Annotated in this window: 17 protein-coding genes and 4 tRNA genes; 11 read left to right on the top strand and 10 right to left on the bottom strand. The window is 64.2% G+C overall.

From position 1 onward, the window contains the following. From N7422_RS10130 to folD, 9 genes are all read right to left on the bottom strand, one after another. Nucleotides 1-4842, bottom strand: a complete 4842-nt coding sequence (locus N7422_RS10130; protein ID WP_279806386.1) for a DUF6543 domain-containing protein — start codon at nucleotides 4840-4842, stop codon at nucleotides 1-3. A gap of 93 nt (nucleotides 4843-4935) precedes the next feature. Next, nucleotides 4936-5427 (bottom strand): Lrp/AsnC family transcriptional regulator, encoded by a 492-nt coding sequence (locus N7422_RS10125; RefSeq protein WP_279806385.1) that lies wholly within the window; start codon nucleotides 5425-5427, stop codon nucleotides 4936-4938. A 13-nt stretch (nucleotides 5428-5440) separates the two neighbouring features. Further along, nucleotides 5441-6259: an ATP-binding cassette domain-containing protein gene (locus N7422_RS10120; protein ID WP_279806384.1), complete on the bottom strand. Its 819-nt coding sequence runs from the start codon at nucleotides 6257-6259 to the stop codon at nucleotides 5441-5443. A gap of 4 nt (nucleotides 6260-6263) precedes the next feature. Continuing rightward, nucleotides 6264-6977, bottom strand: coding sequence for a histidine ABC transporter permease HisM (hisM, locus tag N7422_RS10115; RefSeq protein ID WP_279806383.1), 714 nt, complete (start codon nucleotides 6975-6977; stop codon nucleotides 6264-6266). Continuing rightward, a complete protein-coding gene (locus N7422_RS10110; RefSeq protein ID WP_279806382.1) occupies nucleotides 6974-7681 on the bottom strand; it encodes an ABC transporter permease in 708 nt (235 codons plus the stop codon). Before N7422_RS10110 ends, hisM begins: the two co-directional genes overlap by 4 nt. Nucleotides 7682-7751: 70 nt before the next feature. Continuing rightward, the gene (locus tag N7422_RS10105) at nucleotides 7752-8525 is read right to left on the bottom strand and encodes an ABC transporter substrate-binding protein (RefSeq protein WP_279806540.1); all 774 of its coding nucleotides are present in this window, start codon (nucleotides 8523-8525) and stop codon (nucleotides 7752-7754) included. A gap of 404 nt (nucleotides 8526-8929) precedes the next feature. Further along, nucleotides 8930-9976, bottom strand: a complete 1047-nt coding sequence (locus N7422_RS10100) for an ornithine cyclodeaminase (RefSeq protein WP_279806381.1) — start codon at nucleotides 9974-9976, stop codon at nucleotides 8930-8932. Between the two features lie 23 nt (nucleotides 9977-9999). Next, complete coding sequence (locus N7422_RS10095) at nucleotides 10000-10917, bottom strand: arginine deiminase-related protein (RefSeq protein ID WP_279806380.1); 918 nt, start codon at nucleotides 10915-10917, stop codon at nucleotides 10000-10002. Between the two features lie 210 nt (nucleotides 10918-11127). Beyond that, entirely contained in the window at nucleotides 11128-11982 is an 855-nt protein-coding gene (gene folD / locus N7422_RS10090) for a bifunctional methylenetetrahydrofolate dehydrogenase/methenyltetrahydrofolate cyclohydrolase FolD (RefSeq protein ID WP_279806379.1), read from the bottom strand. A 249-nt stretch (nucleotides 11983-12231) separates the two neighbouring features. Here folD and N7422_RS10085 point away from each other — a divergent pair. The 11 genes from N7422_RS10085 to N7422_RS10035 all read left to right on the top strand — a co-directional run bounded on the left by N7422_RS10085 (nucleotide 12232) and on the right by N7422_RS10035 (nucleotide 21831). After that, nucleotides 12232-12308, top strand: a tRNA-Arg gene (locus N7422_RS10085). 34 nt (nucleotides 12309-12342) lie between these two features. After that, nucleotides 12343-12418, top strand: a tRNA-His gene (locus N7422_RS10080). A 56-nt stretch (nucleotides 12419-12474) separates the two neighbouring features. Beyond that, nucleotides 12475-12559: transfer RNA gene (locus tag N7422_RS10075), tRNA-Leu, on the top strand. A gap of 36 nt (nucleotides 12560-12595) precedes the next feature. Then, nucleotides 12596-12671, top strand: a tRNA-His gene (locus N7422_RS10070). A 151-nt stretch (nucleotides 12672-12822) separates the two neighbouring features. After that, nucleotides 12823-13122: a DUF6388 family protein gene (locus N7422_RS10065; RefSeq protein ID WP_279806378.1), complete on the top strand. Its 300-nt coding sequence runs from the start codon at nucleotides 12823-12825 to the stop codon at nucleotides 13120-13122. 248 nt (nucleotides 13123-13370) lie between these two features. Then, nucleotides 13371-14684 (top strand): trigger factor, encoded by a 1314-nt coding sequence (gene tig / locus N7422_RS10060; protein WP_279806377.1) that lies wholly within the window; start codon nucleotides 13371-13373, stop codon nucleotides 14682-14684. A 91-nt stretch (nucleotides 14685-14775) separates the two neighbouring features. Beyond that, nucleotides 14776-15417, top strand: coding sequence for an ATP-dependent Clp endopeptidase proteolytic subunit ClpP (gene clpP / locus N7422_RS10055; RefSeq protein ID WP_023629742.1), 642 nt, complete (start codon nucleotides 14776-14778; stop codon nucleotides 15415-15417). Between the two features lie 108 nt (nucleotides 15418-15525). Beyond that, the gene (clpX, locus tag N7422_RS10050; protein WP_279806376.1) at nucleotides 15526-16809 is read left to right on the top strand and encodes an ATP-dependent Clp protease ATP-binding subunit ClpX; all 1284 of its coding nucleotides are present in this window, start codon (nucleotides 15526-15528) and stop codon (nucleotides 16807-16809) included. A gap of 154 nt (nucleotides 16810-16963) precedes the next feature. Further along, entirely contained in the window at nucleotides 16964-19360 is a 2397-nt protein-coding gene (lon, locus tag N7422_RS10045) for an endopeptidase La (RefSeq protein WP_279806375.1), read from the top strand. Nucleotides 19361-19513: 153 nt separating this feature from the next. Then, nucleotides 19514-19786, top strand: coding sequence for a nucleoid-associated protein HU-beta (gene hupB, locus N7422_RS10040; RefSeq protein ID WP_054892387.1), 273 nt, complete (start codon nucleotides 19514-19516; stop codon nucleotides 19784-19786). Between the two features lie 185 nt (nucleotides 19787-19971). Then, on the top strand, nucleotides 19972-21831 hold the full coding sequence (locus N7422_RS10035) for a SurA N-terminal domain-containing protein (protein ID WP_279806374.1): 1860 nt from the start codon (nucleotides 19972-19974) through the stop codon (nucleotides 21829-21831). 138 nt (nucleotides 21832-21969) lie between these two features. On the opposite strand, the gene N7422_RS10030 is transcribed toward N7422_RS10035, so the two are convergent. After that, nucleotides 21970-23010: a patatin-like phospholipase family protein gene (locus N7422_RS10030; RefSeq protein WP_279806373.1), complete on the bottom strand. Its 1041-nt coding sequence runs from the start codon at nucleotides 23008-23010 to the stop codon at nucleotides 21970-21972. Between the last annotated feature and the right edge of the window lie 112 nt (nucleotides 23011-23122).

Raw genomic sequence — 23122 nt, 5'->3', positions numbered from 1 at the left:
CTATTGTGCTTGGGCCGCCGGCGGTTGCAGGTGCGTGCCGATCAGCAGGTCCGTCTGTGCGTGCGCCAGCGTTGCCTCGGCGGTCTGCCTGGCGTGCAGCAGTACCGCGCCGACACGCTCGAGCACGCTGGGCTGGCAAGCGGCGAAGCGCGCGGCGCCGAGGTCGAGGCGCTGCAGCTTGCCATTGCGGCGCCAGGCCAATCCAGGCACGTCGGCGATTTCACCCTCCAGTGCCTCGACGAACGCTTCCGGTACCGGTGGTCCGGTGTAGTCGCCTTCCAGGCCGCCCGCGCTGGACAAGGCATCGAAGTATTCCGACGCGCCCTCCCAGGCCTGCGCAAGCGATGCGAACGGCTCGGGTGTCAGGCGCCGCAGCCAGGCTTGCCAGAATGTCTGGTCGCGTGCCCAGTTGCCCAGGCTGCGTGCGTCGAAACCTGCGTTGACCCGCTCGGCCAGGCGCTGCAGCGTCGCGTCGCTGAGCCGGGCCAGGTAGGCGAAGCGGATTTCGGCAGGCTGCGGTGGCAGGTGCAGTTGCGTCTGCAGGTGCAGGCGCGCGTACAGGGCCATCTCCACTTCGTCGAGCAGGTAGTCCGGCTCGCTCAGCGCGCTGTCGCTGATGTCGTCATCGGCGGCGCGGGCCGGCGCGGCTGCACGCTCGGCATCGCTGTTCGCCGCGGCCAGGGCGCCGCGGCGCCTGACCCGGGCGTTGTACAGTTCGCCGACCTGGGTATCGAGCAGGCCCTGTCGGTAAAGGCAGCCCATGACGCTCACCGCGACTTCCTGATCGGCCATGGCCGGGCCGGCCCGGTTCACGCCCTGCCAGATCTGCACATCGGTCTCGATCTGCTGGAACAGCAGGCTGGCCTGGTCCACGCAGTGCTGGCCAGCGTCCTCCAGCAGGTCGTTGACCTGGCGTTGCAACTGGGCCCGCCCCCAACCGGTCGCGCTTTCGCCTTCCTCGTCGACCACCAGCGCGCGCAGCACATGGCGCATGCGCTGGAGCATGGCGTCGGGGTGACGTTGATAGTCGGCGCTGCCCGCCAGGCGATAGAACAGGTCGTGCAGTGGTCGCCATTGTGGGTCCCGCGCGGACTGGGCCAGTTGCTCCAGGAAGTCTGCCGGCCAGGGCACGGACCAGTCGCCGGAGGTGGGCGACGAGACGTGCAGCTGGAAGCCGGCATCCGTCAGGTTGGCCCGCGCGGACGGGTTGAACGGGTTGTTGTCGAACGAGTAGATGAAGTCGGGCTGCTGCTCGCGGATCGCCCGGGCGTATGCCAGCTGCTCCAGGGCGGGAGCGTCACGCAAGGCATTGCCGCTCAGGTCCAGCTGGCGCAGCACCAGTGGCTGCTGGTCCATCAGGCCGAGCAAGCCTTCGGGCCAGAGGCTGATGCCGCAGTTTTCCAGGTCCAGGCGCTGCAGGCTGCTCCAGCCGGTCAGGTCGGGCGCCAGCGACAGTGGGTTGTCGTACAGGCTCAGCAGCTCCAGTGTGTTCAGGCCGGCCAGCGCCGCGCGGCTGGCCGGCTCCAGGACGATCGCGTTGCGCCCCAGGCTCAGCCCGCGCAGGGCTGGCCAGCGTTGCAGCGCCTGGAAGTGCTCGGCGGTCAGCGCCAGTTCGTTCAGGTCGGCCTGGAACCACTTCAGCGACGGCAGGTTCGCCATCCGCTCCAGCGCGGCGACCGGCAATTGCTGGAGCGCCTCGGTCAGGTTGAGGTGTTGCAGGTGGGGCAGTTGGTCGAAGAGGGCAAGGCTGCCTTCGGCGAGCAGGTCGATGTTGTTTTCCGCAAGGTCCAGGGAAACCAGCTCGCTCAGTTGCCCCAGCGCCGATGGCAGGCGATTGAGGGCGTTGCCGGCGATGTCCAGGTTGCGCACGCCGGGAAACGCCGCCAGCAGCTCGCCAAGCCCGGTGGCGTGGGGGTCGGTCAGGCCGTTGACCGTCAGTTGCCGCACATGCGGCAGCTTCACCGGCAGCCTGGGCAGATCACCGGCCTGGTGTGCTTCCAGCAGCAGGGGCACATGGTCGATGCTGCTGGCGGGCGCATCGTCGGGCTCGCGCCGCCAGGCGCTGCGAATGCGCTGGGCCAGCGCTTCGCGGGCCGGGCTGCGCTGGCCAGGGCTCCCTTCGGGGGCATCGACCCATTGCTGCAGGGCGAAGTCCAGCTGCAGGTACTCTTCGCGCAGGCGCATGAGCAGACGCCCGAACGCGCCCGGACGGGTACCGGCCTGGTGGCGCAGGCGCTGGCGCAGCATTTCCCGGTCGCCGGCAGGCGTGGCCGGGTACAGCTGGTCGAACAGCTGGTCCTCGGTCAGCCAACCGTGGGCGGCACCGCTCAGGCGATAGCCGATCCGGCGATCACCCGGCAGGCGAGACGGCAGGCGATACATCGGGCGCACTGGCGCCATGCCCAGATCGCGGGCGGCCTGACGCCGATCGCCGGCGGCCTGCTCGAACAACCTGTCGCGCAGCACCGGGGCATCATCACCGATACGCAGGCCCAGGGCCTTGCGCTCGCGATCCGGCAGCGCCCGCAGCAGCGCATCGAAGAGATCGCTGGAATTGGCCAGCGTATTACCGTTCTCGTCATAGGGTTGATAACCCTCGGCCGCGCGGACCAGGGTCTTGGTGGGCAGGCCCGGTTCGCCGGCTGCGCCGAGCAGGCGGCCGGCGAGGCGCGAATCGCGCAGTTCGATGCGCACCTGGCCGGGCCAGCCATGCAGGCGCTGCAATGCGCCCAGCGCCAGGGCATCACGGTCGGTGGTGGCGCCGGAGGATTGCCGAAAGCGTGCCAGCGCCTTGCTGATCCGGCTTTCGCGCAGGTACAGGCGTGCGGTTTCGGCCATGGGCAGGGGCAGTCGAGCGGTCTTGCGCAGGCGGGCAATGTCGGCCGGTCCGGCCTGGGCCAGGATTTCCGCACGGGCCCGGGGGCTGAGCGAAGGAAAGCCACGTGCCAGCGCCGCCCCTTCCCCCGGCTCGGCTGGTGGTGTCAGCGGGCGAGCGCCGAGCGCCTCCAGGCTGTCGACCAGCAGGGCGGGCAGGGGGCGGTGATCGTGCAGCACCAGGCGCAGCACGGCGGCATCGTAGCCGCTGCAGCGCAAGGCGTGTTCGAGTTGAAGTGGGTCAAGGCCTGCGGTCGCAGGGCCCAGGTGCTCGAGCAGGCGAGGCTGGTCCCAGGCCAGGGGACGATCATGTTCGAGCAGCCAGGTGCCTTCACCGTTACCCGTCAGCCTGGGCTGGTGATTCAGGCCACGGGCCGGGGCCAGGCGCAAGATGCCGTCGGCGCTGCGTTCCAGCGGCAGCGCCTGGCCCCCGCGTTCGAGCCAGGGCTGGCCCTGCCATCGGTACAGGCCGTCGGCGCCCGGTGCCTGGGTCCGGGGCCAAGGTCGCTCTCGGGAGAAGGGGGCTAGCTCGCCGGGCCACAGGCGCTCCTTGCCCGGCGCGCCGACCGGGTGCCACTGCTGCAGGGGGCCCTGGGTTTCGCCGAGGTGCGCGGCGCTGCCCAGCGCGGCGAACAGCGCGAGATTGCCGACGACATCGAACAGCTGGCGAATGGCGGCATCGGCATCGCCTTCGTTGGCGCTGTGCACGCCATCGACGAACTCGTCCACCAGTTGCCCGCCACCGACCACCATCATCAGCTCGCCCAGGCCGGGCACGAACAGCCCGGCGACATTCAGCAGCGTCAGGCCGATGCCCAGCCAGCGCTCGATACAGCCCAGCCGGGCGATGGCGTCACGCTGCGCGACGGGCACCGCCAGGGTCGCCGCGTCCTGCAGCCGGCGCTCGACATGGGTGCGGGCGCGCTCGGCGAAGGCATCCTTCTTCCACGGCGTGGTGGTCACCGGCAGGCGCGCGTTCTTGTCCAGGGTCTCCTGCCAGAGGTCGGTGGGCGCGGGGAACAGCCGTTTGATCCAACTGAAGGTCTGGCCCTTTTCCAGCGTCGGGGGGCTCGGGTGCAGGGTGGCGTAGGGGTAGCGGGGGTACAGCGTCGCGCGCAGGCGGGCGGCGAAGGCAGGTTGCTCGGCGAGATTGACGTAGCGGGTGAAGAACAGCCGTTCCTGCTCCTGCCAGAGCAGCCGGGTCAGGGCGGCGGCGGCCGCCTGTTCGCTGGGATACTGGCGCACTGGCTGAGTGGCATGCCCCGGCAGGTACAGCAGGCAGCTGCCGACCCGGGATACGGCATCCAGGTGGATCAGCATCGGGCCGTTCAGTGGCAGGTCGAACACGCTGAGAAAGCTGCAATGCAGCACGCGCCTGGCCGCGTCGGCCAGGCCGCCGATCACGGTCTCGCCGATGGCCTGCCCCTGGTGGTCGACATGGCCCTGCAGGCTGGCCATGCACAGCGTGGCGGCAAAGGCGGCGCGGTCCTGCTGGCGCAACCGTTCGCGGAAGGCGTCGTTGTCGATATGGTCGGCCAGGTGATAGCGGTAGCGCTGGCCCAGGTCGAGGTTGCGCACGCCACTGACGAAGGTGTGGATGTCGAGGGCGCAGGCCGTGCGACTGTTGGCGCGGTCGAAGAGGGTGGGCCTGGCGTTGGCCGCGAAGTTCTGCAACGCCGCCTCCAGCCAGGAGTGATCCTGGCGTGCCAGGCGTACCCGGCCCTGGTCGACGTCGGGCAGCGTCGCATCCGGATACCAATGGCGCAGGGCCGCTTCGAGCAGGGGGCGACAGTAGCTGTCGATATCCTGTACCGGCGCCAGTGCCTCGGCCACCCGGCGTGCGGCGGCATGGCTGCGCAGGATGTGGCGCTTGAGGGTATCGCGCTGGGCGCTTGTCGTGCGCGCCAGCCAGCTGGGCAGGCGTTGCTGGACGAACGCCAGGTGCGGGGAAAGAGGAAGGGTGGTCATCGTCGCTGCTCTGTGAAAAGGAGCAGCGAGGCTAATGGTCGCAGGGCGTGCGGCCGGGCTACATAAATGCCACCCGGCCGCCGCCAGGAGGGCTCAGGCGTGCGGCGCCGTGCTCTTCACCGCAGCCAGTTCCGGATGCGCGACCAGCTTGTCGATGTGCAACTCGTCGTTGTTCATCCAGGTCTCGGTCAGCACCCGGTAATGCTCCATGTCGCGACAGCGCATGCGCAGGCTGTAGTCGAAGTGGCCACTGATCAGCTGGCACTCGTAGACCTGCGGGCAGGCCCGCACCGTGGCCTCGAACGCCTTCTGCGCGGAGCGCCCGCTCTGGTTGGACAAGGCCACCAGTACCAGCAGCGACAGCCCCGGGGCGACTTGCTGCAGGTCGATGATCGCCCCGTAGCCGCGGATCACCCCGCGCCGTTCCAGCTTGCGCACCCGTTCCAGACAGGGCCTGGGCGTCAGGTGCACGAGGGTGGAGAGTTTTTCGTAGGTGATCCTTCCATGGTGGCGCAGCACATCGATGATCGCTTCATCGATGCGATCGAGCGGCGCGGCGGCACGGGGCGTGGCCTTGGTATCCATATGCGGCGTGACTTCACTTGAGGCGGTTGGAGAGGAACTGCCGCAGGCGCTCGCTCTGTGGCTGGTCGAGGATCTCGGCGCTACCGTGCTCCTCGACCAGGCCCTGGTGCAGGAACAGCACCTGGCTCGAGACCTGGCGGGCGAATCCCATTTCGTGGGTGACCATGAGCATGGTACGTCCTTCCTCGGCAAGCGTCTGTATCACCTTGAGCACTTCGCCGACCAGCTCAGGGTCCAGTGCCGAGGTGGGTTCGTCGAACAGGATGATCTCCGGTTCCATGGCCAGCGCCCGGGCGATGGCCACGCGCTGTTGCTGGCCGCCGGAGAGGAACGCCGGGTACTGCTCGGCGGCGCGTGCCGGCAGGCCGACCTTGTCCAGGTACTTGCGCGCCCTGGCCTCGGCTTCGCCGGCGCTGACCCCCAGCACCTTGCGCGGCGCCAGGCAGATGTTCTCCAGCACCGTCAGGTGGCTCCACAGGTTGAAATGCTGGAACACCATGGCCAGGCGTGTGCGCAGGTTCTGCAGCTGGGCCGGTGGTGGGGTGCGGGTGCCGGGGTGGATCTCCAGGGTCTGGCCGTCGAGGGTGATGCTGCCGGCGTTGGGCTGCTCGAGGAAGTTGATGCAGCGCAGGAAGGTGCTCTTGCCCGAGCCGCTGGCGCCGATCAGGCTGATCACATCGCCCTTGCGCGCGTGCAGCGAGACGCCCTTGAGCACCTGGTGCTCGCCATAGTGCTTGTGCAGCCCGTCGACGCTGAGCTTGATGGCGCCGACGTGGGCGTGCGCTGTCGGGGCCTGTTCGAAGGTGTTGAGTGGCAATGCGGTAGCGTTCATTCGTTCAGCCTCGTACAGGGTCAAGGAAGCGCATCCAGCGACGCTCGGCCACGCGGAACAGGCCGACCAGGGCGAAGGACAGCAGCATGTACAGCAGGGCGGCCACACCGAAGGCCTGGAAGGTCAGGAAGGTCGCGGCGTTGGCGTCGCGGGCCACCTTGAGGATGTCGGCGACGGTGGCGGTGAAGGCCAGCGAAGTGGCGTGCAGCATCAGGATCAGTTCGTTGCTGTAGGCCGGCAGCGAACGGCGCAGCGCGGCCGGCAGCACCAGGAACAGGTTGAGTTTCCAGCCGCGCAGTCCGTAGGCCTGGGCCGCCTCCAGCTCGCCGGCGGGCAGGTTGCGGATGGCCCCGGCGAAGATCTCCACGGTGTAGGCGCAGGTGTTGAGCACGAACGCCAGCAGGGTGCAGTTCAGCGCGTTGCGCAGGAACTGGTCGAGCAGGGCATGCTCGCGCACCACTTGAAGGCTGTAGAGCCCGGTGTAGCAGATCAGCAACTGGATATAGAGCGGCGTGCCACGGAACACGAAGGTGTACAGCTGCACCGGCAGGCGCAGCCAGGCGTGGCGCGAGCTGCGGGCCAGGGCCAGCGGCAGCGCCAGGGCGAAACCGAGCACCATGCTCACCAGGAACAGCCACAGGGTCATGGCCAGGCCCGACAGCCCGGCGCCATCGTGGTACAGGTAGGCCAGCCCGTATTGCTGAAGGAGTTCGATCATCGCGCCAGCTCCTTGATGCCGATGGTGTAGCGCCGTTCAAGGTGCTTGAGCAGGCGGTTGGACAGGGTGGTGATGAGCAGGTAGACCAGGCCCGCCAGGCACAGGAAGAACAGCACGTCGTTGGTGGTCTTGCCTGCGTTCTGCGCGGCCTTGACCAGGTCGGCCAGGCCGATGATCGACACCAGCGCGGTGGACTTGAGCAGCACCAGCCAGTTGTTGCCCAGGCCCGGCAGGGCAAAGCGCATCAGCTGCGGGAACAGGACCAGCCGGAACCGCTGCGCCCGGCTCAGGCCATAGGCCGTTGCGGCCTCCAGCTGGCCGCTGGGCACGCTGAGGATCGCGCCACGAAAGTTCTCGGTGAAGTACGCGCCGTAGATGAAACCCAGGGTGATGACCCCGGCGCCGAACGGATCGATCTCGATATAATCCCAGCCCAGCGCCTCGGTCAGGTCGTTGAGCCAGATCTGCATGCTGTAGAAGATCAGCAGGATCAGCACCAGGTCGGGGACGCTGCGGATCAGCGTGGTGTAGAGGGTGGCCGGGATGCGCAGCAGCCTCGATCGCGACAGCTTGGCGCTGGCGCCGATCAGGCCGAGCGTCAGGCTCAGTGCCAGCGACAGCAAGGCCAGCTTGAGGGTCATCCAGGTGCCCTGGGCCAGCAGCGGGCCGAAGCCTTGCAGGCCGTTCGTGAGGAAATCGTGCATGGGAGGGATCTCGGGGGGAGGCTATCGCGGGGCCAGCCCGCTCCCACAGGGAGGCGGGCGGCCCGTCGGGTCACTCGTTGTAGATGTCCAGGTCGCCGACGTACTTCTTCTGGATCTCGGCGTAGGTGCCGTCGGCGTGGATCATGGCGATGCCCTTGTCGAGCAGGGCCTTGAGCTCGGGGTCGGTCTTGCGCAGGCCCATGGCGATGTCCAGCGGCAGGGTCGGGTCCTTGATCGCCGGGCCGCTCCTGAAGTCGGCGCCCTCGGGCTTGGAGAGGAAGTTCAGCTGGGCTTCGAGCTTGTCGGTGACGGTGGCGTCAAGACGGCCATTCATCAGGTCGGCGTAGTTCTGGTCCTGGCCCTGGTAGGCCTTGACCTGGGCGCCCAGCGGCGCCAGCACGGCGCGGGCGTAGGCCTCCTGCAGCGAGCCTTGGAGCACGCCGACCTGCTTGCCCTTGAGCGATTCGAGGGTGTCGCCGAAATCGGCCGACTTGCGCACGATCACCGAGGTGGGGCTGAGGAACAGGCGGTCGGTGAAGTCGATCTGCTTCAGGCGTGCCGGGGTGACGGCCATGGACGACATGATGGCGTCGAACTTGCGGGCGCGCAGGGCCGGAATCATGCCGTCGAACTCGTTGTGCACCCAGGTGCACTTGACCTGCAGCTTGGCGCAGATGGCATTGCCCAGGTCGATGTCGAAGCCCTGCAGGCTGCCATCGGCGGCGACGGATTCGAAGGGGGGATATTCGGGGAAGACGCCGAAGCGGATTTCGGTCCACTCCCGGGCCTGGGCGATGGTGGTGGTGCATAGCGAGAACAGCAGCACGCCGAGGCGTTTTCGCATGGAGAGCATGGTCTGGGGTCCCTGGGTGTTGTTATTGGTAGTAGGGCGATTACCGCGTGTAGGTCCGTGGGTGACTCATGGGTCGGGCTCAGGATGCGCGAGATAGACAGGTTTTTTGTGTCGTTTGCCCGCGCGTGGGCTGCCGGATTCGGCTGTTAGGATCCTCCGTGCAGCCGAATCGGCTGTTCCGACAAAGATTTATGCAAGTGCGACAGCGGTTTCTGTCATCGGCGCTGTCCAGGTCGAGCTGTCGGTCGTGGTTTGCGCGAGGCCCTGTAGGAGCGGCCTTGTGTCCGAAAGGGCCGCGCAGCGGCCCCAGGATTCATCATCGACGCACAGATTGCCGGGGCCGCTGCGCAGCCCTTTCGCGACACAAGGCCGCTCCTACACGGGGGCATGGCAGGTCAGGCGGCGCAGGCCTTGTGCGCAACTGCTTTTGGCTGCAGCAAGGCAAACAGATCCTTCGGATTCTTCAGCTCCGGCACCAGCGCGATGTCATGCCCGATGTCCAGCGCCCTGGCCACATCCAGCACATAGCGCAGCGCCGAGTAGTCCTCCAGGGCGAAGCCGACCGAGTCGAACAGTGTCACCTGCACGGCATGCTCGCGCCCCGGCGCGATCCCCTCGACCACCTGCCAGAACTCGGTGGTCGGCGAGTCGGCCGGCATCTGCTGGATTTCTCCCTCGATACGGCTTTGCGGCTCGTACTCGACGATCACCCGAGCGCGCTCGACGATGTCGCGGTGCAGCTCGGTCTTGCCCGGGCAGTCGCCGCCGACGGCATTGAGGTGCATGCCCGGCTCGATCATCTCCGGGGTGAGGATGGTGGCGTAGGCCTTGTCGGCGGTGACCGTGGTGACGATGTCGGCGCCACGCACCGCCTCGGCCACGCTGGAAGCGATGATCAGCCTCAGCTGCGGATAGCCGGCGAGGTTGGCTGCCAGTTTCTCGCTCGCCGCGCGGTCGATGTCGAACAGGCGGATCTCGTCGATGCCCAGCATCGTGTGGAAGGCGATGGCCTGGAACTCGCTCTGCGAGCCGTTGCCGATCAGCGCCATGCGCTTGCTTTCAGGGCGCGCCAGGTAGCGCGCGGCCAGGGCCGAGGTGGCGGCGGTACGGATGGCGGTGGTCAGGGTCATTTCGCTGAGCAATACCGGGGCGCCGGTGTCCACGTCGCCGAGGGCACCGAAGGCCATCACCGTGAGCAGGCCATCGTGGGTGTTCTTCGGGTGACCGTTGACGTACTTGAAGGCATACAGGTTGGCGTCGGACACCGGCATCAGCTCGATCACCCCGTCCGGCGAATGGTTGGCCAGGCGCGCGCACTTCTCGAAGTCGTGCCAGCGCAGGTAGTCCTGGCGGATGTAGTCGGCCATCTCGGCCAGGCAGCTCGGCAGGCCCTTGCGGTTGACCAGGTGGGCGAGGTCCTGCACGTCGATGTAGCGGGTCATGGTGATGCTCCTTTTCATTCAAGTCAGTGGCGCGAGGGCAGGTGGATCTCGGCGAGCATGCAGCGCGCGCTGCCGCCGCCGATGCGTTCGATGTGGTCGATGTTCACCACCAGCGGATGGCTGTGTCGCTCGACCTGTCGGCGCTGGCCGGCGTCGAGCGAGCGCCAGGCGCTGCGCGACATCACCAGCAGCGAGCGGCCCTCGCGGTCGTGGACTTCGAGCATGTTGCCGGCGAAGTTCTCCAGCTGATCGAAGTTCAGCGCCAGCACCTGCTTGTCGGTGTCGCGCAGCGAATGCTCCAGGGCGCGGCGCTCATCGCTGTGGGGAAGGGCGTCGAGACAGGCCACGGCGAGCTGGCGACCGATGTTCATCATCACGTTGCTGTGGTAGATCGGCGCCTGCTGGCGGTCCACGGCGTGGAACAGGCACAGGCGGTAGTCCAGACGCTCGGCGAACTGGTGCAGGGCGCGTTCATGGGTGCGGTCGGAGTGGCAGGCGTAGCTGATGCGGTGCTCGCGGTCCAGGACCATGCTGCCGGTGCCTTCGAGGAACAGATTCTGCTGTTCCAGTGGGCTCAGATCGATGGTGCGCTGGATGGCGAAGCGCTCTTCCAGTACGCGCAGCACGCCCTTGTCGCGTTCCAGGCGCCGGTTCTCGCCTTCCATCGGGTAGAGCACCAGGCTGCCGTCGGCGTGGCTGCTCCACCAGTTGTTGGGGAAGATCGAGTCGGGGGTATGAGGTTCGGGGGTGTCCTGCACGACCAGCACATCGACACCATGCTGGCGCAGGGTCTGGACATAATCGTCGAATTCTTCCAGGGCCTTTTCGCTGGCGGCCTGAGGGTTCGTTGGGAGCTGCTGGAAGCGGTTGTTGACGGCGGTGTCCGGGTTGAAGGCGAACCGCGCCGGGCGAATCATGAGGACGGTATTTGTTGTTTGCATTGGGCACGCATCCACGGGTGGGCTGTGTGTCCATTGTCGAAGGGATCGGGAAGTAATCCCGGCTGAAGCGCGAGGGGTGGGCAGCCGGTCCAGCTGAAATGGCTTGGTTGGCAGCTGAATCGGCTGACGTCGTGCTCGCTCCCACGAGGATGAAGTGCGCAAACGAAAACGGCGCCTCGAAAGGCGCCGTTGCGTCATGGCCGGAACAACCTACTTATGCAGCTCTTCAGCTGCATACAGGGTGTTCTCCAGCAGGCAGGCGCGGGTCATCGGGCCGACGCCGCCCGGTACCGGGGTGATCCAGCCGGCGCGGGGCAGGGCGGTCTCGTAGATCACGTCGCCGACCAGCTTGCCGTCGTCCTGGCGATTGATGCCGACGTCGATGACGATGGCGCCTTCCTTGATCCACTCACCCTTGACCAGGCCAGGCTTGCCGGCGGCCACGACCACCAGGTCGGCGCGGCCGACATGGCCGGCCAGGTCCTTGGTGAATCGGTGGCAGACGGTGACGGTGCAGCCGGCCAGCAGCAGTTCCATGGCCATGGGGCGGCCAACGATGTTGGAGGCGCCGACGATGACGGCGTTCATGCCGTACAGATCCTGGCCGGTGCTTTCCAGCAGGGTCATGATGCCTTTGGGCGTGCACGGGCGCAGCAGCGGGATGCGTTGCGCCAGGCGGCCGATGTTGTACGGGTGGAAACCATCGACGTCCTTGTCCGGGCGGATGCGCTCGAGCAGCAGCGAGGCGTCCAGGTGTTCTGGCAGCGGCAGCTGCAGGAGGATGCCATCGACGGCTGGGTCATCGTTGAGACGATCGATCAGGTCGGTCAGGGCTTGCTGCGTGGTATCGCTGGGCAGGTCGAAAGCCTGGGAGATGAAGCCGACCTCTTCGCAGTCCTTGCGCTTGTGCGAGACATAGACTTGGGAGGCGGGGTCGGTGCCGACCAGGATCACCGCCAGGCCGGGGGTGCGCAGGCCTTGCTGGCGGCGCTCCGCGACACGTTGGGCGATCTGCTGGCGCAGGTTGGCGGCGATCGCCTTGCCATCGATAAGGTGTGCAGTCATAGACGCGTGATTAACCATCGAGAAGGGAACATATAAGAAGCGCGCATTCTCGCACGACACGGCGCAAGGGCAAAGGCGCGTGGTCGGGCAAATCCCCTAACCCCTTCAATAATTTAAATTTTTTAGAGAAAGGTGTTGACGCCCCGCAGGGCCGACTATAAGATTCGCCGCACTTGTCGGGCGCTGCCTGGCACGGGTTGGCAAAGTCGGGCAGAATGAGCGGTTCGTTCAGTCAGGCTGGAAGCTTAAGCGCCCGTAGCTCAGCTGGATAGAGCATCCGCCTTCTAAGCGGATGGTCGCAGGTTCGAGTCCTGCCGGGTGCGCCATTAGGCCTGGGCAAGTAAGTGGTACCGCAATATGGTGGGCGTAGCTCAGTTGGTAGAGCGCTGGATTGTGATTCCAGTTGTCGTGGGTTCGATTCCCATCGTCCACCCCAGATTCTGCAGAGGCGCCTCGATTTGATGATCTGGCGCCTTTGTTTTTGAGTTTCATGCGGACGTGGTGAAATTGGTAGACACACTGGATTTAGGTTCCAGCGGCGCAAGCTGTAAGAGTTCGAGTCTCTTCGTCCGCACCATGTTTCTGTAAGGCTGTACCGCAACACTGCATTATGGTGGGCGTAGCTCAGTTGGTAGAGCGCTGGATTGTGATTCCAGTTGTCGTGGGTTCGATTCCCATCGTCCACCCCATATTTCAGAAGGCGCCCGGGTCGTATGACCGGGCGCCTTTTTCGTTTCTGGTGTCCGGTATCGGCGGACACTGGTGGTGATGTGATAAAAGCTGATAGATTTCAGCCGTTTGAACGCCCGGCCGAGCAGGCTGGCAGGGGGGGTAGCGCAGATGATTGCAAAAGAAGCTCGCCAGGTCCTGGCGTTGCAGCGTTTCGCCGAGGCCAATCCGCAATTGATCGAGGAGATCCGCGAGCTGGATGCCCGCGAGCAGGCTCAGCAGATCGAGTGGGCTTTCGAGGATGCGGCGCTGGAGCAGGGTATCGAGCCCTGGGAGTACGCGCTGCGACTGATTGCCGAGTCGCCGGAGCAGTTGCGGGTCATGCGCCTGGAGGTGCACCGCGAGGTGGCCGAGGCGCTGGGCATGCCTTGGGAAGAATATTGCCAGTTCAACGAGATCGACCGGCAGTAATAAGGGCGATCTTTCCGGCTGTTGTTTGTTTGACAAGGTTTTACAATCGCGCGCCGTCCAGGCGGCTGCGCGGTCGCTGCTGAAGCAGGCTCGACGCCACGGCGTGCGGGCCTTTCAAGGAAATCGACCGGTGTGGTTGGCCGACAGTCCGGGTGGGGTGACTTCTGTGGCCTGAGTCACTAGAATGCTTGCCCTTGATTCTGGAGTCGGGCTATCGCCGGCTAACGTCTGTGCAACGAGGAATATCCATGCAAGTTTCTGTTGAAAACACTTCCGCTCTCGAGCGCCGCATGACCATCGCCGTTCCGGCCGAGCGCGTCGAGAACGAAGTCAACAAGCGTCTGCAGCAGACTGCCAAGCGCGCCAAGGTTGCCGGCTTCCGTCCGGGCAAGGTGCCAATGAGCGTGATCCGCCAGCGTTTCGAGGCTGACGCCCGTCAGGAAGCCTTCGGTGATCTGGTCCAGGCTTCCTTCTACGAAGCCATCGTCGAGCAGAAGCTGAACCCGGCTGGCGCTCCGGCCGTCGAGCCAAAATCGTTCGAAAAGGGCAAGGACCTCGAGTTCGTCGCCATCTTCGAAGTCTTCCCTGAGTTCACCGTTGCCGGTTTCGACTCGATCGCCGTCGAGCGCCTGAGCGCCGAAGTGGCCGACGCCGACCTGGACAACATGCTGGAAGTCCTGCGCAAGCAGAACACCCGTTTCGAGGCCGTCGAGCGCGCCGCGCAGAACGACGACCAGGTCAACATCGATTTCGTCGGCAAGATCGACGGTGAAGCCTTCGCCGGTGGTTCGGCCAAGGGCACCCAGCTGGTTCTGGGTTCCGGCCGCATGATCCCGGGCTTCGAAGAAGGCCTGGTGGGCGCCAAGGCCGGTGAAGAGCGTGTGGTCAACGTGACCTTCCCCGAGGACTATCAGAACCTGGAGCTGGCCGGCAAGGCCGCCGAGTTCACCATCACCGTCAATAGCGTCTCGGCCCCTGTGCTGCCTGAGCTGAACGAAGCCTTCTTCGCCCAGTTCGGCATCAAGGAATCGACCCTGGAAGGCTTCCGCGCCGAAGTTCGCAAGAACATGGAGCGTGAGCTGCGCCAGGCCATCAAGACCAAGGTCAAGAACCAGGTCATGGATGGTCTGCTGGCCGCCAACCCGATCGAAGTGCCGAAAGCGCTGCTGGAGAACGAAGTCAACCGTCTGCGCGTGCAGGCCGTTCAGCAGTTCGGTGGCAACATCAAGCCTGACCAGCTGCCGGCCGAGCTGTTCGAAGAGCAAGCCAAGCGCCGCGTGGTGCTGGGCCTGATCGTCGCCGAAGTGGTCAAGCAGTTCGAGCTGAAGCCTGACGAAGCCGAAGTGCGCAAGATGATCGAGGAAATGGCCTCGGCTTACCAAGAGCCTGAGCAGGTCATCGCCTGGTACTACAAGAACGACCAGCAGCTGAACGAAGTCCGTTCGGTTGTACTGGAAGAACAAGTTGTAGATACTGTCCTCCAGAAAGCGACTGTGACCGACAAGTCGGTCTCGTACGAAGAAGCTGTAAAGCCAGCACAGGCTCCTGCCGCCGCTGAGTAACAGGCTACTCTCGTAGGAAACCCCCACAAGCCAGCCTTCGCGCTGGCTTGTGCGTATTCAAGCCATGACTATTTGGGAGTGAGTGCAGGACATGTCCCGCAATTCTTATATTCAGCAGAGCTCTGACATCCAGGCCGCCGGTGGCCTGGTCCCGATGGTTATCGAGCAGTCCGCCCGTGGCGAACGCGCCTACGACATCTACTCGCGCCTCCTCAAGGAGCGCGTGATCTTCCTGGTCGGCCCTGTAGAGGACTACATGGCCAACCTGGTGGTGGCGCAGCTGCTGTTCCTTGAAGCGGAAAACCCGGACAAGGATATCCATCTGTACATCAACTCCCCGGGCGGTTCGGTGACTGCAGGCATGTCGATCTACGACACCATGCAGTTCATCAAGCCGGACGTCTCGACCATCTGCATCGGCCAGGCCTGCAGCATGGGCGCCTTCCTGCTCGCGGCCGGTGCCGCCGGCAAGCGCCATTGCCTGCCCAACTCGCGGGTGATGATTCACCAGCCGCTGGGTGGTTTCCAGGGCCAGGCGACCGACATCGAGATCCACGCCCAGGAAATCCTCAACATCAAGGCGCGCCTGAACGAGCTGTTGGCCCACCACACTGGCCAGCCGCTGGAAACCATCAAGCGCGACACCGAGCGCGACAACTTCATGAGCGCTGCACGCGCGGCCGAGTACGGCCTGATCGACTCGGTCTACGACAAGCGGCAACTGGCATCCTGAAGCAATGCGCCAGGGCGGGTGGGCGCGGATTGCGCCTGCCCGCGGACTTGAAAAAGCCAGCGATTGCCTTCATCTTGTGTTTCAAGCCTACCGGATTGGATCGATCGAATGACTGACACCCGTAACGGCGAGGACAACGGCAAATTGCTCTATTGCTCCTTCTGCGGCAAAAGCCAGCATGAAGTGCGCAAGTTGATTGCCGGCCCCTCGGTATTTATCTGCGACGAGTGCGTCGACCTGTGCAACGACATCATCCGTGAGGAGGTGCAGGAAGCCCAGGCCGAGAGCAACGCGCACAAGCTACCCTCGCCGAAAGAAATCAGCGGAATCCTGGACCAGTACGTCATTGGTCAGGAACGCGCCAAGAAGGTGCTGTCCGTAGCGGTGTACAACCACTACAAGCGCCTGAACCAGCGTGACAAGAAGGGCGACGAAGTCGAACTGGGCAAGAGCAACATCCTGCTGATCGGGCCGACCGGCTCGGGCAAGACCCTGCTCGCCGAGACGCTCGCACGCCTGCTGAACGTACCGTTCACCATCGCCGATGCCACCACCCTGACCGAAGCCGGTTACGTGGGTGAGGACGTCGAGAACATCATTCAGAAACTGCTGCAAAAGTGCGACTACGACGTGGAAAAGGCCCAGATGGGCATCGTCTATATCGACGAGATCGACAAGATCTCGCGCAAGTCGGACAACCCGTCCATCACCCGTGACGTCTCGGGCGAGGGCGTGCAGCAGGCGCTGTTGAAGCTGATCGAGGGCACCGTTGCCTCGGTGCCGCCGCAAGGCGGACGCAAGCACCCGCAACAGGAGTTCCTGCAGGTCGATACCCGCAATATCCTGTTCATCTGCGGGGGCGCCTTCTCGGGTCTGGAAAAGGTCATCCAGAACCGTTCCACCAAAGGTGGCATCGGCTTCAGCGCGGAAGTGCGCAGCAAGGAAGAGGGCAAGAAAGTCGGCGAATCGCTGCGTGAGGTCGAGCCGGACGATCTGGTCAAGTTCGGCCTGATTCCGGAGTTCGTTGGCCGTCTGCCGGTACTGGCGACGCTGGACGAGCTGGACGAGGCTGCGCTGATGCAGATCCTCACCGAGCCGAAGAATGCACTGACCAAGCAATACGCCAAGCTGTTCGAGATGGAAGATGTCGATCTCGAGTTCCGCAGCGATGCGTTGAAGGCTGTCGCGCGCAAGGCCCTGGAGCGCAAGACCGGCGCCCGAGGCCTGCGTTCGATCCTCGAAGGCGTGCTGCTCGACACCATGTACGAGATTCCTTCGCAGAAGGAAGTCAGCAAGGTGGTGATCGACGAGAGCGTCATCGAGGGGACTTCGCAGCCACTGCTGATCTACGAGAACAGCGAGCCGCAAGCAAAGGCCGCCCCCGACGCCTGATCGGGCGAGCAAGCAGCAAGAGGAAAGGGGCCCTAGGGCCCCTTTCTGCATTTCATGGCCCCGGCGCTTGTAATTTTGCAGGGCTGCCCCCACATTAGCCCCAAGCACCATTTCCAACGGTTTCCGGCCACAAGGCCGCTGTAGAGGCGAAATCATGAAGACCACCCTCGACTTGCCTCTTTTGCCATTGCGTGACGTCGTCGTCTATCCGCACATGGTCATCCCACTGTTCGTGGGGCGTGAGAAGTCCATCGAGGCCCTCGAGGCCGCGATGACGGGCGAGAAGCAGATCCTCCTGCTGGCCCAGAAGAATCCTGCCGACGACGATCCGGGCGAAGACGCCCTGTATCGCGTAGGCACCGTCGCCACCGTACTGCAGTTGCTCAAGCTGCCCGATGGCACCGTCAAGGTGCTGGTCGAAGGCGAGCAGCGCGGTGCCGTGGAGCGTTTCAACGAAGTCGACGGCCATATCCGCGCCGAAGTCAGCCTGATCGACGAAACCGAGACCGCCGAGCGCGAGTCCGAGGTGTTCGTGCGCACGCTGCTGTCGCAGTTCGAGCAGTATGTGCAGCTGGGCAAGAAGGTCCCGGCAGAGGTGCTGTCCTCGCTCAATAGCATCGAAGAACCTGGCCGCCTGGTCGATACCATGGCCGCGCACATGGCGCTGAAGATCGAGCAGAAGCAGGAAATCCTCGAGATCGTCGACCTGCAGACCCGCGTCGAGCACGTGCTGGCGCTGCTGGATGCGGAAATCGACCTGCTGCAGGTCGAGAAGCGCATTCGTGGCCGCGTGAAGAAGCAGATGGAGCGCAGCCAGCGCGAGTACTACCTGAATGAGCAGATGAAGGCCATTCAGAAGGAGCTCGGTGATGGCGACGAAGGCCACAATGAAGTCGAAGAGCTGAAAAAGCGCATCGACGCCGCTGGCCTGCCCAAGGATGCCCTGGCCAAGGCCCAGGCCGAGCTGAACAAGCTCAAGCAGATGTCGCCGATGTCGGCTGAGGCCACCGTGGTGCGCTCGTACCTGGACTGGCTGGTGCAGGTCCCGTGGAAAGCCCAGAGCAAGGTACGCCTGGACCTGGCCAAGGCCGAGGAGATCCTCGATGCGGATCACTACGGGCTGGAGGAAGTCAAGGAGCGTATCCTCGAATACCTCGCCGTGCAGAAGCGCGTGAAGAAGATTCGTGGTCCGGTGCTGTGCCTGGTGGGCCCGCCAGGCGTGGGCAAGACCTCGCTGGCCGAGTCGATCGCCGCCGCCACCAACCGCAAGTTCGTACGCATGGCGCTCGGTGGCGTGCGTGACGAGGCCGAGATCCGCGGCCATCGGCGTACCTACATCGGCTCGATGCCGGGTCGTCTGATTCAGAAAATGACCAAGGTTGGTGTACGCAATCCCCTCTTCCTGCTCGACGAAATCGACAAGATGGGCAGCGACATGCGTGGCGATCCGGCCTCGGCATTGCTGGAGGTGCTCGACCCCGAGCAGAACCACAACTTCAACGACCACTACCTGGAAGTCGACTACGACCTCTCGGACGTGATGTTCCTGTGCACCTCGAACTCGATGAACATTCCGCCGGCGCTGCTCGACCGCATGGAAGTCATTCGCCTGCCGGGCTACACCGAGGACGAGAAGATCAACATCGCGGTCAAGTACCTGGTGCCCAAGCAGGTCAAGGCCAACGGTTTGAAGAAAGATGAGCTGGAGGTCGAGGTATCGGCCATCCGCGACATCATTCGCTACTACACCCGCGAAGCCGGCGTGCGTGGCCTGGAGCGACAGATCGCCAAGGTCTGCCGCAAGGTGGTCAAGGAGCACACCGGGGCCAAGCAGGTGAAGGTCAAGGTGGCTGGCGAGCAGCTCGAGCAGTTGCTGGGCGTGCGCAAGTTCCGCTATGGCCTGGCCGAACAGCAGGACCAGATCGGCCAGGTCACTGGCCTCGCCTGGACCCAGGTAGGCGGCGAATTGCTGACCATCGAAGCTGTGGTCATCCCTGGCAAGGGCCAGCTGATCAAGACCGGTTCGCTGGGCGACGTGATGGTCGAGTCCATCACCGCCGCCCAGACGGTCGTGCGCAGTCGCGCCCAGAGCCTGGGGATCGCGGCAGACTTCCACGAAAAGCGCGACGTTCACATCCATATGCCGGAAGGCGCCACGCCGAAGGATGGCCCGAGCGCCGGTATCGGCATGTGCACCGCGCTGGTGTCGGCCCTGACCCAGATTCCGGTACGCGCCGACGTGGCGATGACCGGGGAGATCACCCTGCGTGGTCAGGTACTGGCCATCGGTGGGCTCAAGGAAAAACTGCTGGCGGCACACCGTGGTGGGATCAAGACGGTGATCATTCCCGAAGAGAATGTTCGCGATCTCAAGGAGATTCCGGAAAATATCAAGCAGGATCTTCAGATCAAACCGGTCAAATGGATTGACGAAGTCCTCCAAATTGCGCTGCAATACGCCCCGGAGCCCTTGCCAGATGTGGCTCCGGAGATCGTCGCAAAAGATGAAAAGCGCGACGGTGATGCCAAGGAAAGAATCAGCACGCATTAATACGTATTTCGCTGGGGGGCGTTGGTTGACAGTTTTTTCCGGCCCTTGCTATAAAGCGGCACGCCAGTGTCAACAGGCCACCCAGCGCTCGTTTCATAAGCTTTTCATTACATACTTAGAAACAAACTCAATAGAGATATAAGGGGACTTAGAGTGAACAAGTCGGAACTGATTGACGCTATCGCCGCATCTGCTGACATCCCGAAAGCTGTAGCCGGCCGTGCGCTGGACGCAGTCATTGACTCCGTGACCGGTGCCCTGAAAGCAGGCGACGACGTCGTGCTGGTTGGCTTCGGTACCTTCTCGGTCAAAGAGCGCGCCGAGCGCACCGGCCGCAACCCGCAAACCGGCAAGGCGATCAAGATCGCTGCCGCCAAGGTTCCAGGTTTCAAGGCTGGTAAAGGCCTGAAAGACGCCGTCAACTAAGTCGTCTCTTTCAGCCGGCCCAGGTTTCTGAATGGGCCGACCGCGTGGTACGCGGGGTCGCAAACGTTCCCGCTGGCACGCTCGCTTCGAAAAGGCGCATCCACTGGATGCGCCTTTCTTCTATCAGGATTCTACCCACGCTCCGCGGTTGTCGATGCAGTGGTACAGCCGTTTCTGGGGGACGCATGCTGCAGAATATCAGGGACAATTCACAAGGTTGGATTGCCAAGACCATCATCGGCCTCATCGTCGTACTGATGGCATTGACCGGCTTCGAAGCCATCTTCCAGGCCGCCAGCCATAGCCAGGACGCCGCCAAGGTGAACGGCCAGACCATCAGCCAGAACGAGCTGAGTCAGGCCGTGGACATGCAGCGCCGCCAGCTGATGCAACAGCTGGGCAAGGATTTCGACCCTGCGCTGCTGGACGAAAAAATGCTGCGCGAAGCAGCACTCAAGGGGTTGATCGATCGCAAGCTGCTGCTGCAGGGTGCCGAAGACGCCAAGTTCGCTTTTTCCGAGGCCGCGCTGGATCAGTTGATCCTGCAGACGCCTGAATTCCAGGTCGATGGCAAGTTCAGCGCCGAGCGCTTCGACTCGGTGATCCGCCAGATGGGCTATGGCCGTATGCAGTTCCGCGAGATGCTCGCCCAGGAAATGCTCATCGGCCAGCTGCGCACCGGCCTCGCCGGCAGCAGCTTCGTCACCGACAAGCAGGTCGATGCCTTTGCCCGTCTGGAGAAGCAGACCCGCGACTTCGCCTCGCTGACTTTCAAGGCCGACCCGGCCGCGGTGAAGGTCAGCGATGACGAGGTCAAGGCGCACTATGACCAGCACGCCAAGGAGTTCATGACCCCCGATCAGGTGGTCATCGACTACATCGAGCTGAAGAAGTCGGCGTTCTTCGACCAGGTCAAGGTCGATGACGAAGCGCTCAAGGCGTCGTACGAGAAGGAAATCGCCAACCTTGGCGAGCAGCGCCATGCTGCCCACATCCTCATCGAGGTCAATGACAAGACCACCGACGCGCAGGCCAAGGCTCGCATCGAAGAGATCCAGCAGCGTCTGCAGAAGGGCGAGGACTTCGCCACCCTGGCCAAGGAGTTCTCGCAGGATCCGGGTTCTGCCAGCACCGGCGGTGACCTCGGCTTCGCCGGTCCGGGGGTTTATGACCCGGCCTTCGAGGATGCGTTGTACAAGCTGAGCAAGGAGCAGGTTTCCGCCCCGGTTCGCACCGAGTACGGCTATCACCTGATCAAGCTGCTGGGCGTCGAGGCTCCGGATGTACCGAGCTTTGCCAGCCTGAAGGACAAGTTGACCCACGAGCTGAAGACCCAGCAGGTGGAGCAGCGCTTCGTCGAAGCCACCAAGCAGCTCGAAGATGCCTCGTTCGAGGCTTCCGACCTGGCTCAGCCGGCTCAGGACCTGGGCCTGAAAGTGCACACCTCCGCTGCGTTCGGGCGTGAGGGTGGCGAAGGCATCACGGCCAACCGTGGCGTGATCCAGGCCGCGTTCAGCGAAGAAGTGCTGGAAGAGGGCGCCAACAGCAACGGCATCGAGCTGGATCCGGAGACCGTGGTGGTACTGCGCGTCAAGGAGCATCGCAAGTCTGAGCAGCTGCCGCTGGAGGCCGTCGCCAAGAACATCGGCGAGCACCTGGCCAAGGAGAAGGCGACCGCCGAGCTCAAGGGCAAGGCCGACAAGCTGATTGCCGGCTTGCGTGACGGCTCGATCAAGGCTGATAGCCAGCACTGGAAAGTCCAGGAAGCGGCTACGCGTGGCCAGGACGGCGTCGAGCCGGCCGAGCTGCAGGCGGTATTCCGACTGGGCAAGCCCGAGTCCAAGGACAAGCCGGTCTACGGCAGTGTGGTCCTGGGTGACGGCAGCCTGGTGGTGTTGCAGCTCAAGGGTGTCAATGAAGGCGCTGCCGCCACCGACGAAGAGAAGGCGCAGATTCGCCGCTATCTCGCTTCGCGTGCCGGCTCGCAGGACTTTGCCGCCTATCGCAAGCTGCTCGAAGGCAGCGCGGATATCACGCGCTACTGAGTGCCGCACCGCTGAAGAAACAGGCCGCGTATGCGGCCTGTTTCGTTTTCGGGATGGGCATCCATGATGATCGGGGTCTACGCATTCCTTGCGAGAGCGCATGGCCTGAACAGGCGTGCGGCATGTTGGGTGCGGAGCCTACCGCCGCTCTCCCTCATGATTGTCCAGCGTGTCCCGGGCGATCTCCCGCCCCAGCGCGATCAGCTCCGGCGCCTTGTAGAACTCGAAGAACCGGCACACGCGCTTGGGCACGTTGATCAGGACATCCGGCGGATAACCGGCGATCTTGTACTGGGCCAGCGACGTCTGCATCACCTCGAAGCTCTGGTTGATCAGGTCGAGCAGGGACGCGGGGCCAACGTTGTCGACGATGAACGATCCGGTGGCGGACTTCGGCGCCCCCTCGCTCTGTGGCGCCGCCGCCGGTTGCTGCCCATCTGGCGCCGCGCTGTCGGCCAGCCAGGGGTTGGATGAGGCCAGGCCCTCGGCGGTGATTTCCTGTTCCAGGCGTATCAGCTGTTCCGCCGGCTTGCGGCGAAACGGCAGGCGCGAGCCGAGCGAACTGATCAGCGCATCGAAACGCATCTTGAAGGCCGCGGGGCGTTCGATCACCGGCAACTGATACTGCTTCTGGTTGGTGGCGTTGAGGTTGACCGCGATGATCAGGTCGCAGTGGCTGGACACCACCGGAACGATCGGCAACGGGTTGAGGATGCCGCCGTCGACCAACATGCGGTTGCCCTGCACCACCGGGGTGAACAGGCTGGGAATCGCCGCCGAGGCGCGCATGGCCTGATGCAGGCAGCCCTCCTGGAACCAGATCTCCTGCTGATTGGTCAGGTCGGTCGCGACCGCCGTATACGGAATGCGCAACTGCTCGATATTGATTTCGCCGACGATCTTGCGGATCTGCCCGAACACCTTGTCGCCACGGATGGCGCCCAGGCGAAAGCTGACATCGACCAGACGCAGCACATCGAGGTAATCCAGGCTTTCGATCCAGCGACGGTACTCGTCGAGCTTGCCGGCGGCATAGATGCCGCCGATCACCGCGCCCATGGAGCAGCCGGCGATGCAGGCGATCTCGTAGCCGCGACGTTCGATTTCCTCGATCACGCCGATATGCGCGTATCCCCGGGCGCCGCCGGAGCCCAGTACCAATGCCACGCGTTTGCTCATGACCGTTCCCCCTGCAAGTGTGCAACCATGGTCCAACAATGCACCCATTGCCGCCTGTGCTTCAATGTAGTCCGCGCTGGACTACGCTGAGCAGGGCACTTTTCGTCTGCTT

It is taken from the genome of Pseudomonas sp. GD04091 (assembly GCF_029836165.1).
In the GTDB taxonomy this organism is placed as follows: domain Bacteria; phylum Pseudomonadota; class Gammaproteobacteria; order Pseudomonadales; family Pseudomonadaceae; genus Aquipseudomonas.
This window is presented reverse-complemented; position numbering and strand designations above follow the sequence as displayed.

Coding starts and splice junctions, on each gene's coding strand:
- N7422_RS10130 (WP_279806386.1), bottom strand. CDS start 4,842: ATGACCACCCTTCCTCTTTCCCCGCACCTGGCGTTCGTCCAGCAACGC.
- N7422_RS10125 (WP_279806385.1), bottom strand. CDS start 5,427: ATGGATACCAAGGCCACGCCCCGTGCCGCCGCGCCGCTCGATCGCATC.
- N7422_RS10120 (WP_279806384.1), bottom strand. CDS start 6,259: ATGAACGCTACCGCATTGCCACTCAACACCTTCGAACAGGCCCCGACA.
- hisM (WP_279806383.1), bottom strand. CDS start 6,977: ATGATCGAACTCCTTCAGCAATACGGGCTGGCCTACCTGTACCACGAT.
- N7422_RS10110 (WP_279806382.1), bottom strand. CDS start 7,681: ATGCACGATTTCCTCACGAACGGCCTGCAAGGCTTCGGCCCGCTGCTG.
- N7422_RS10105 (WP_279806540.1), bottom strand. CDS start 8,525: ATGCGAAAACGCCTCGGCGTGCTGCTGTTCTCGCTATGCACCACCACC.
- N7422_RS10100 (WP_279806381.1), bottom strand. CDS start 9,976: ATGACCCGCTACATCGACGTGCAGGACCTCGCCCACCTGGTCAACCGC.
- N7422_RS10095 (WP_279806380.1), bottom strand. CDS start 10,917: ATGCAAACAACAAATACCGTCCTCATGATTCGCCCGGCGCGGTTCGCC.
- folD (WP_279806379.1), bottom strand. CDS start 11,982: ATGACTGCACACCTTATCGATGGCAAGGCGATCGCCGCCAACCTGCGC.
- N7422_RS10065 (WP_279806378.1), top strand. CDS start 12,823: ATGATTGCAAAAGAAGCTCGCCAGGTCCTGGCGTTGCAGCGTTTCGCC.
- tig (WP_279806377.1), top strand. CDS start 13,371: ATGCAAGTTTCTGTTGAAAACACTTCCGCTCTCGAGCGCCGCATGACC.
- clpP (WP_023629742.1), top strand. CDS start 14,776: ATGTCCCGCAATTCTTATATTCAGCAGAGCTCTGACATCCAGGCCGCC.
- clpX (WP_279806376.1), top strand. CDS start 15,526: ATGACTGACACCCGTAACGGCGAGGACAACGGCAAATTGCTCTATTGC.
- lon (WP_279806375.1), top strand. CDS start 16,964: ATGAAGACCACCCTCGACTTGCCTCTTTTGCCATTGCGTGACGTCGTC.
- N7422_RS10035 (WP_279806374.1), top strand. CDS start 19,972: ATGCTGCAGAATATCAGGGACAATTCACAAGGTTGGATTGCCAAGACC.
- N7422_RS10030 (WP_279806373.1), bottom strand. CDS start 23,010: ATGAGCAAACGCGTGGCATTGGTACTGGGCTCCGGCGGCGCCCGGGGA.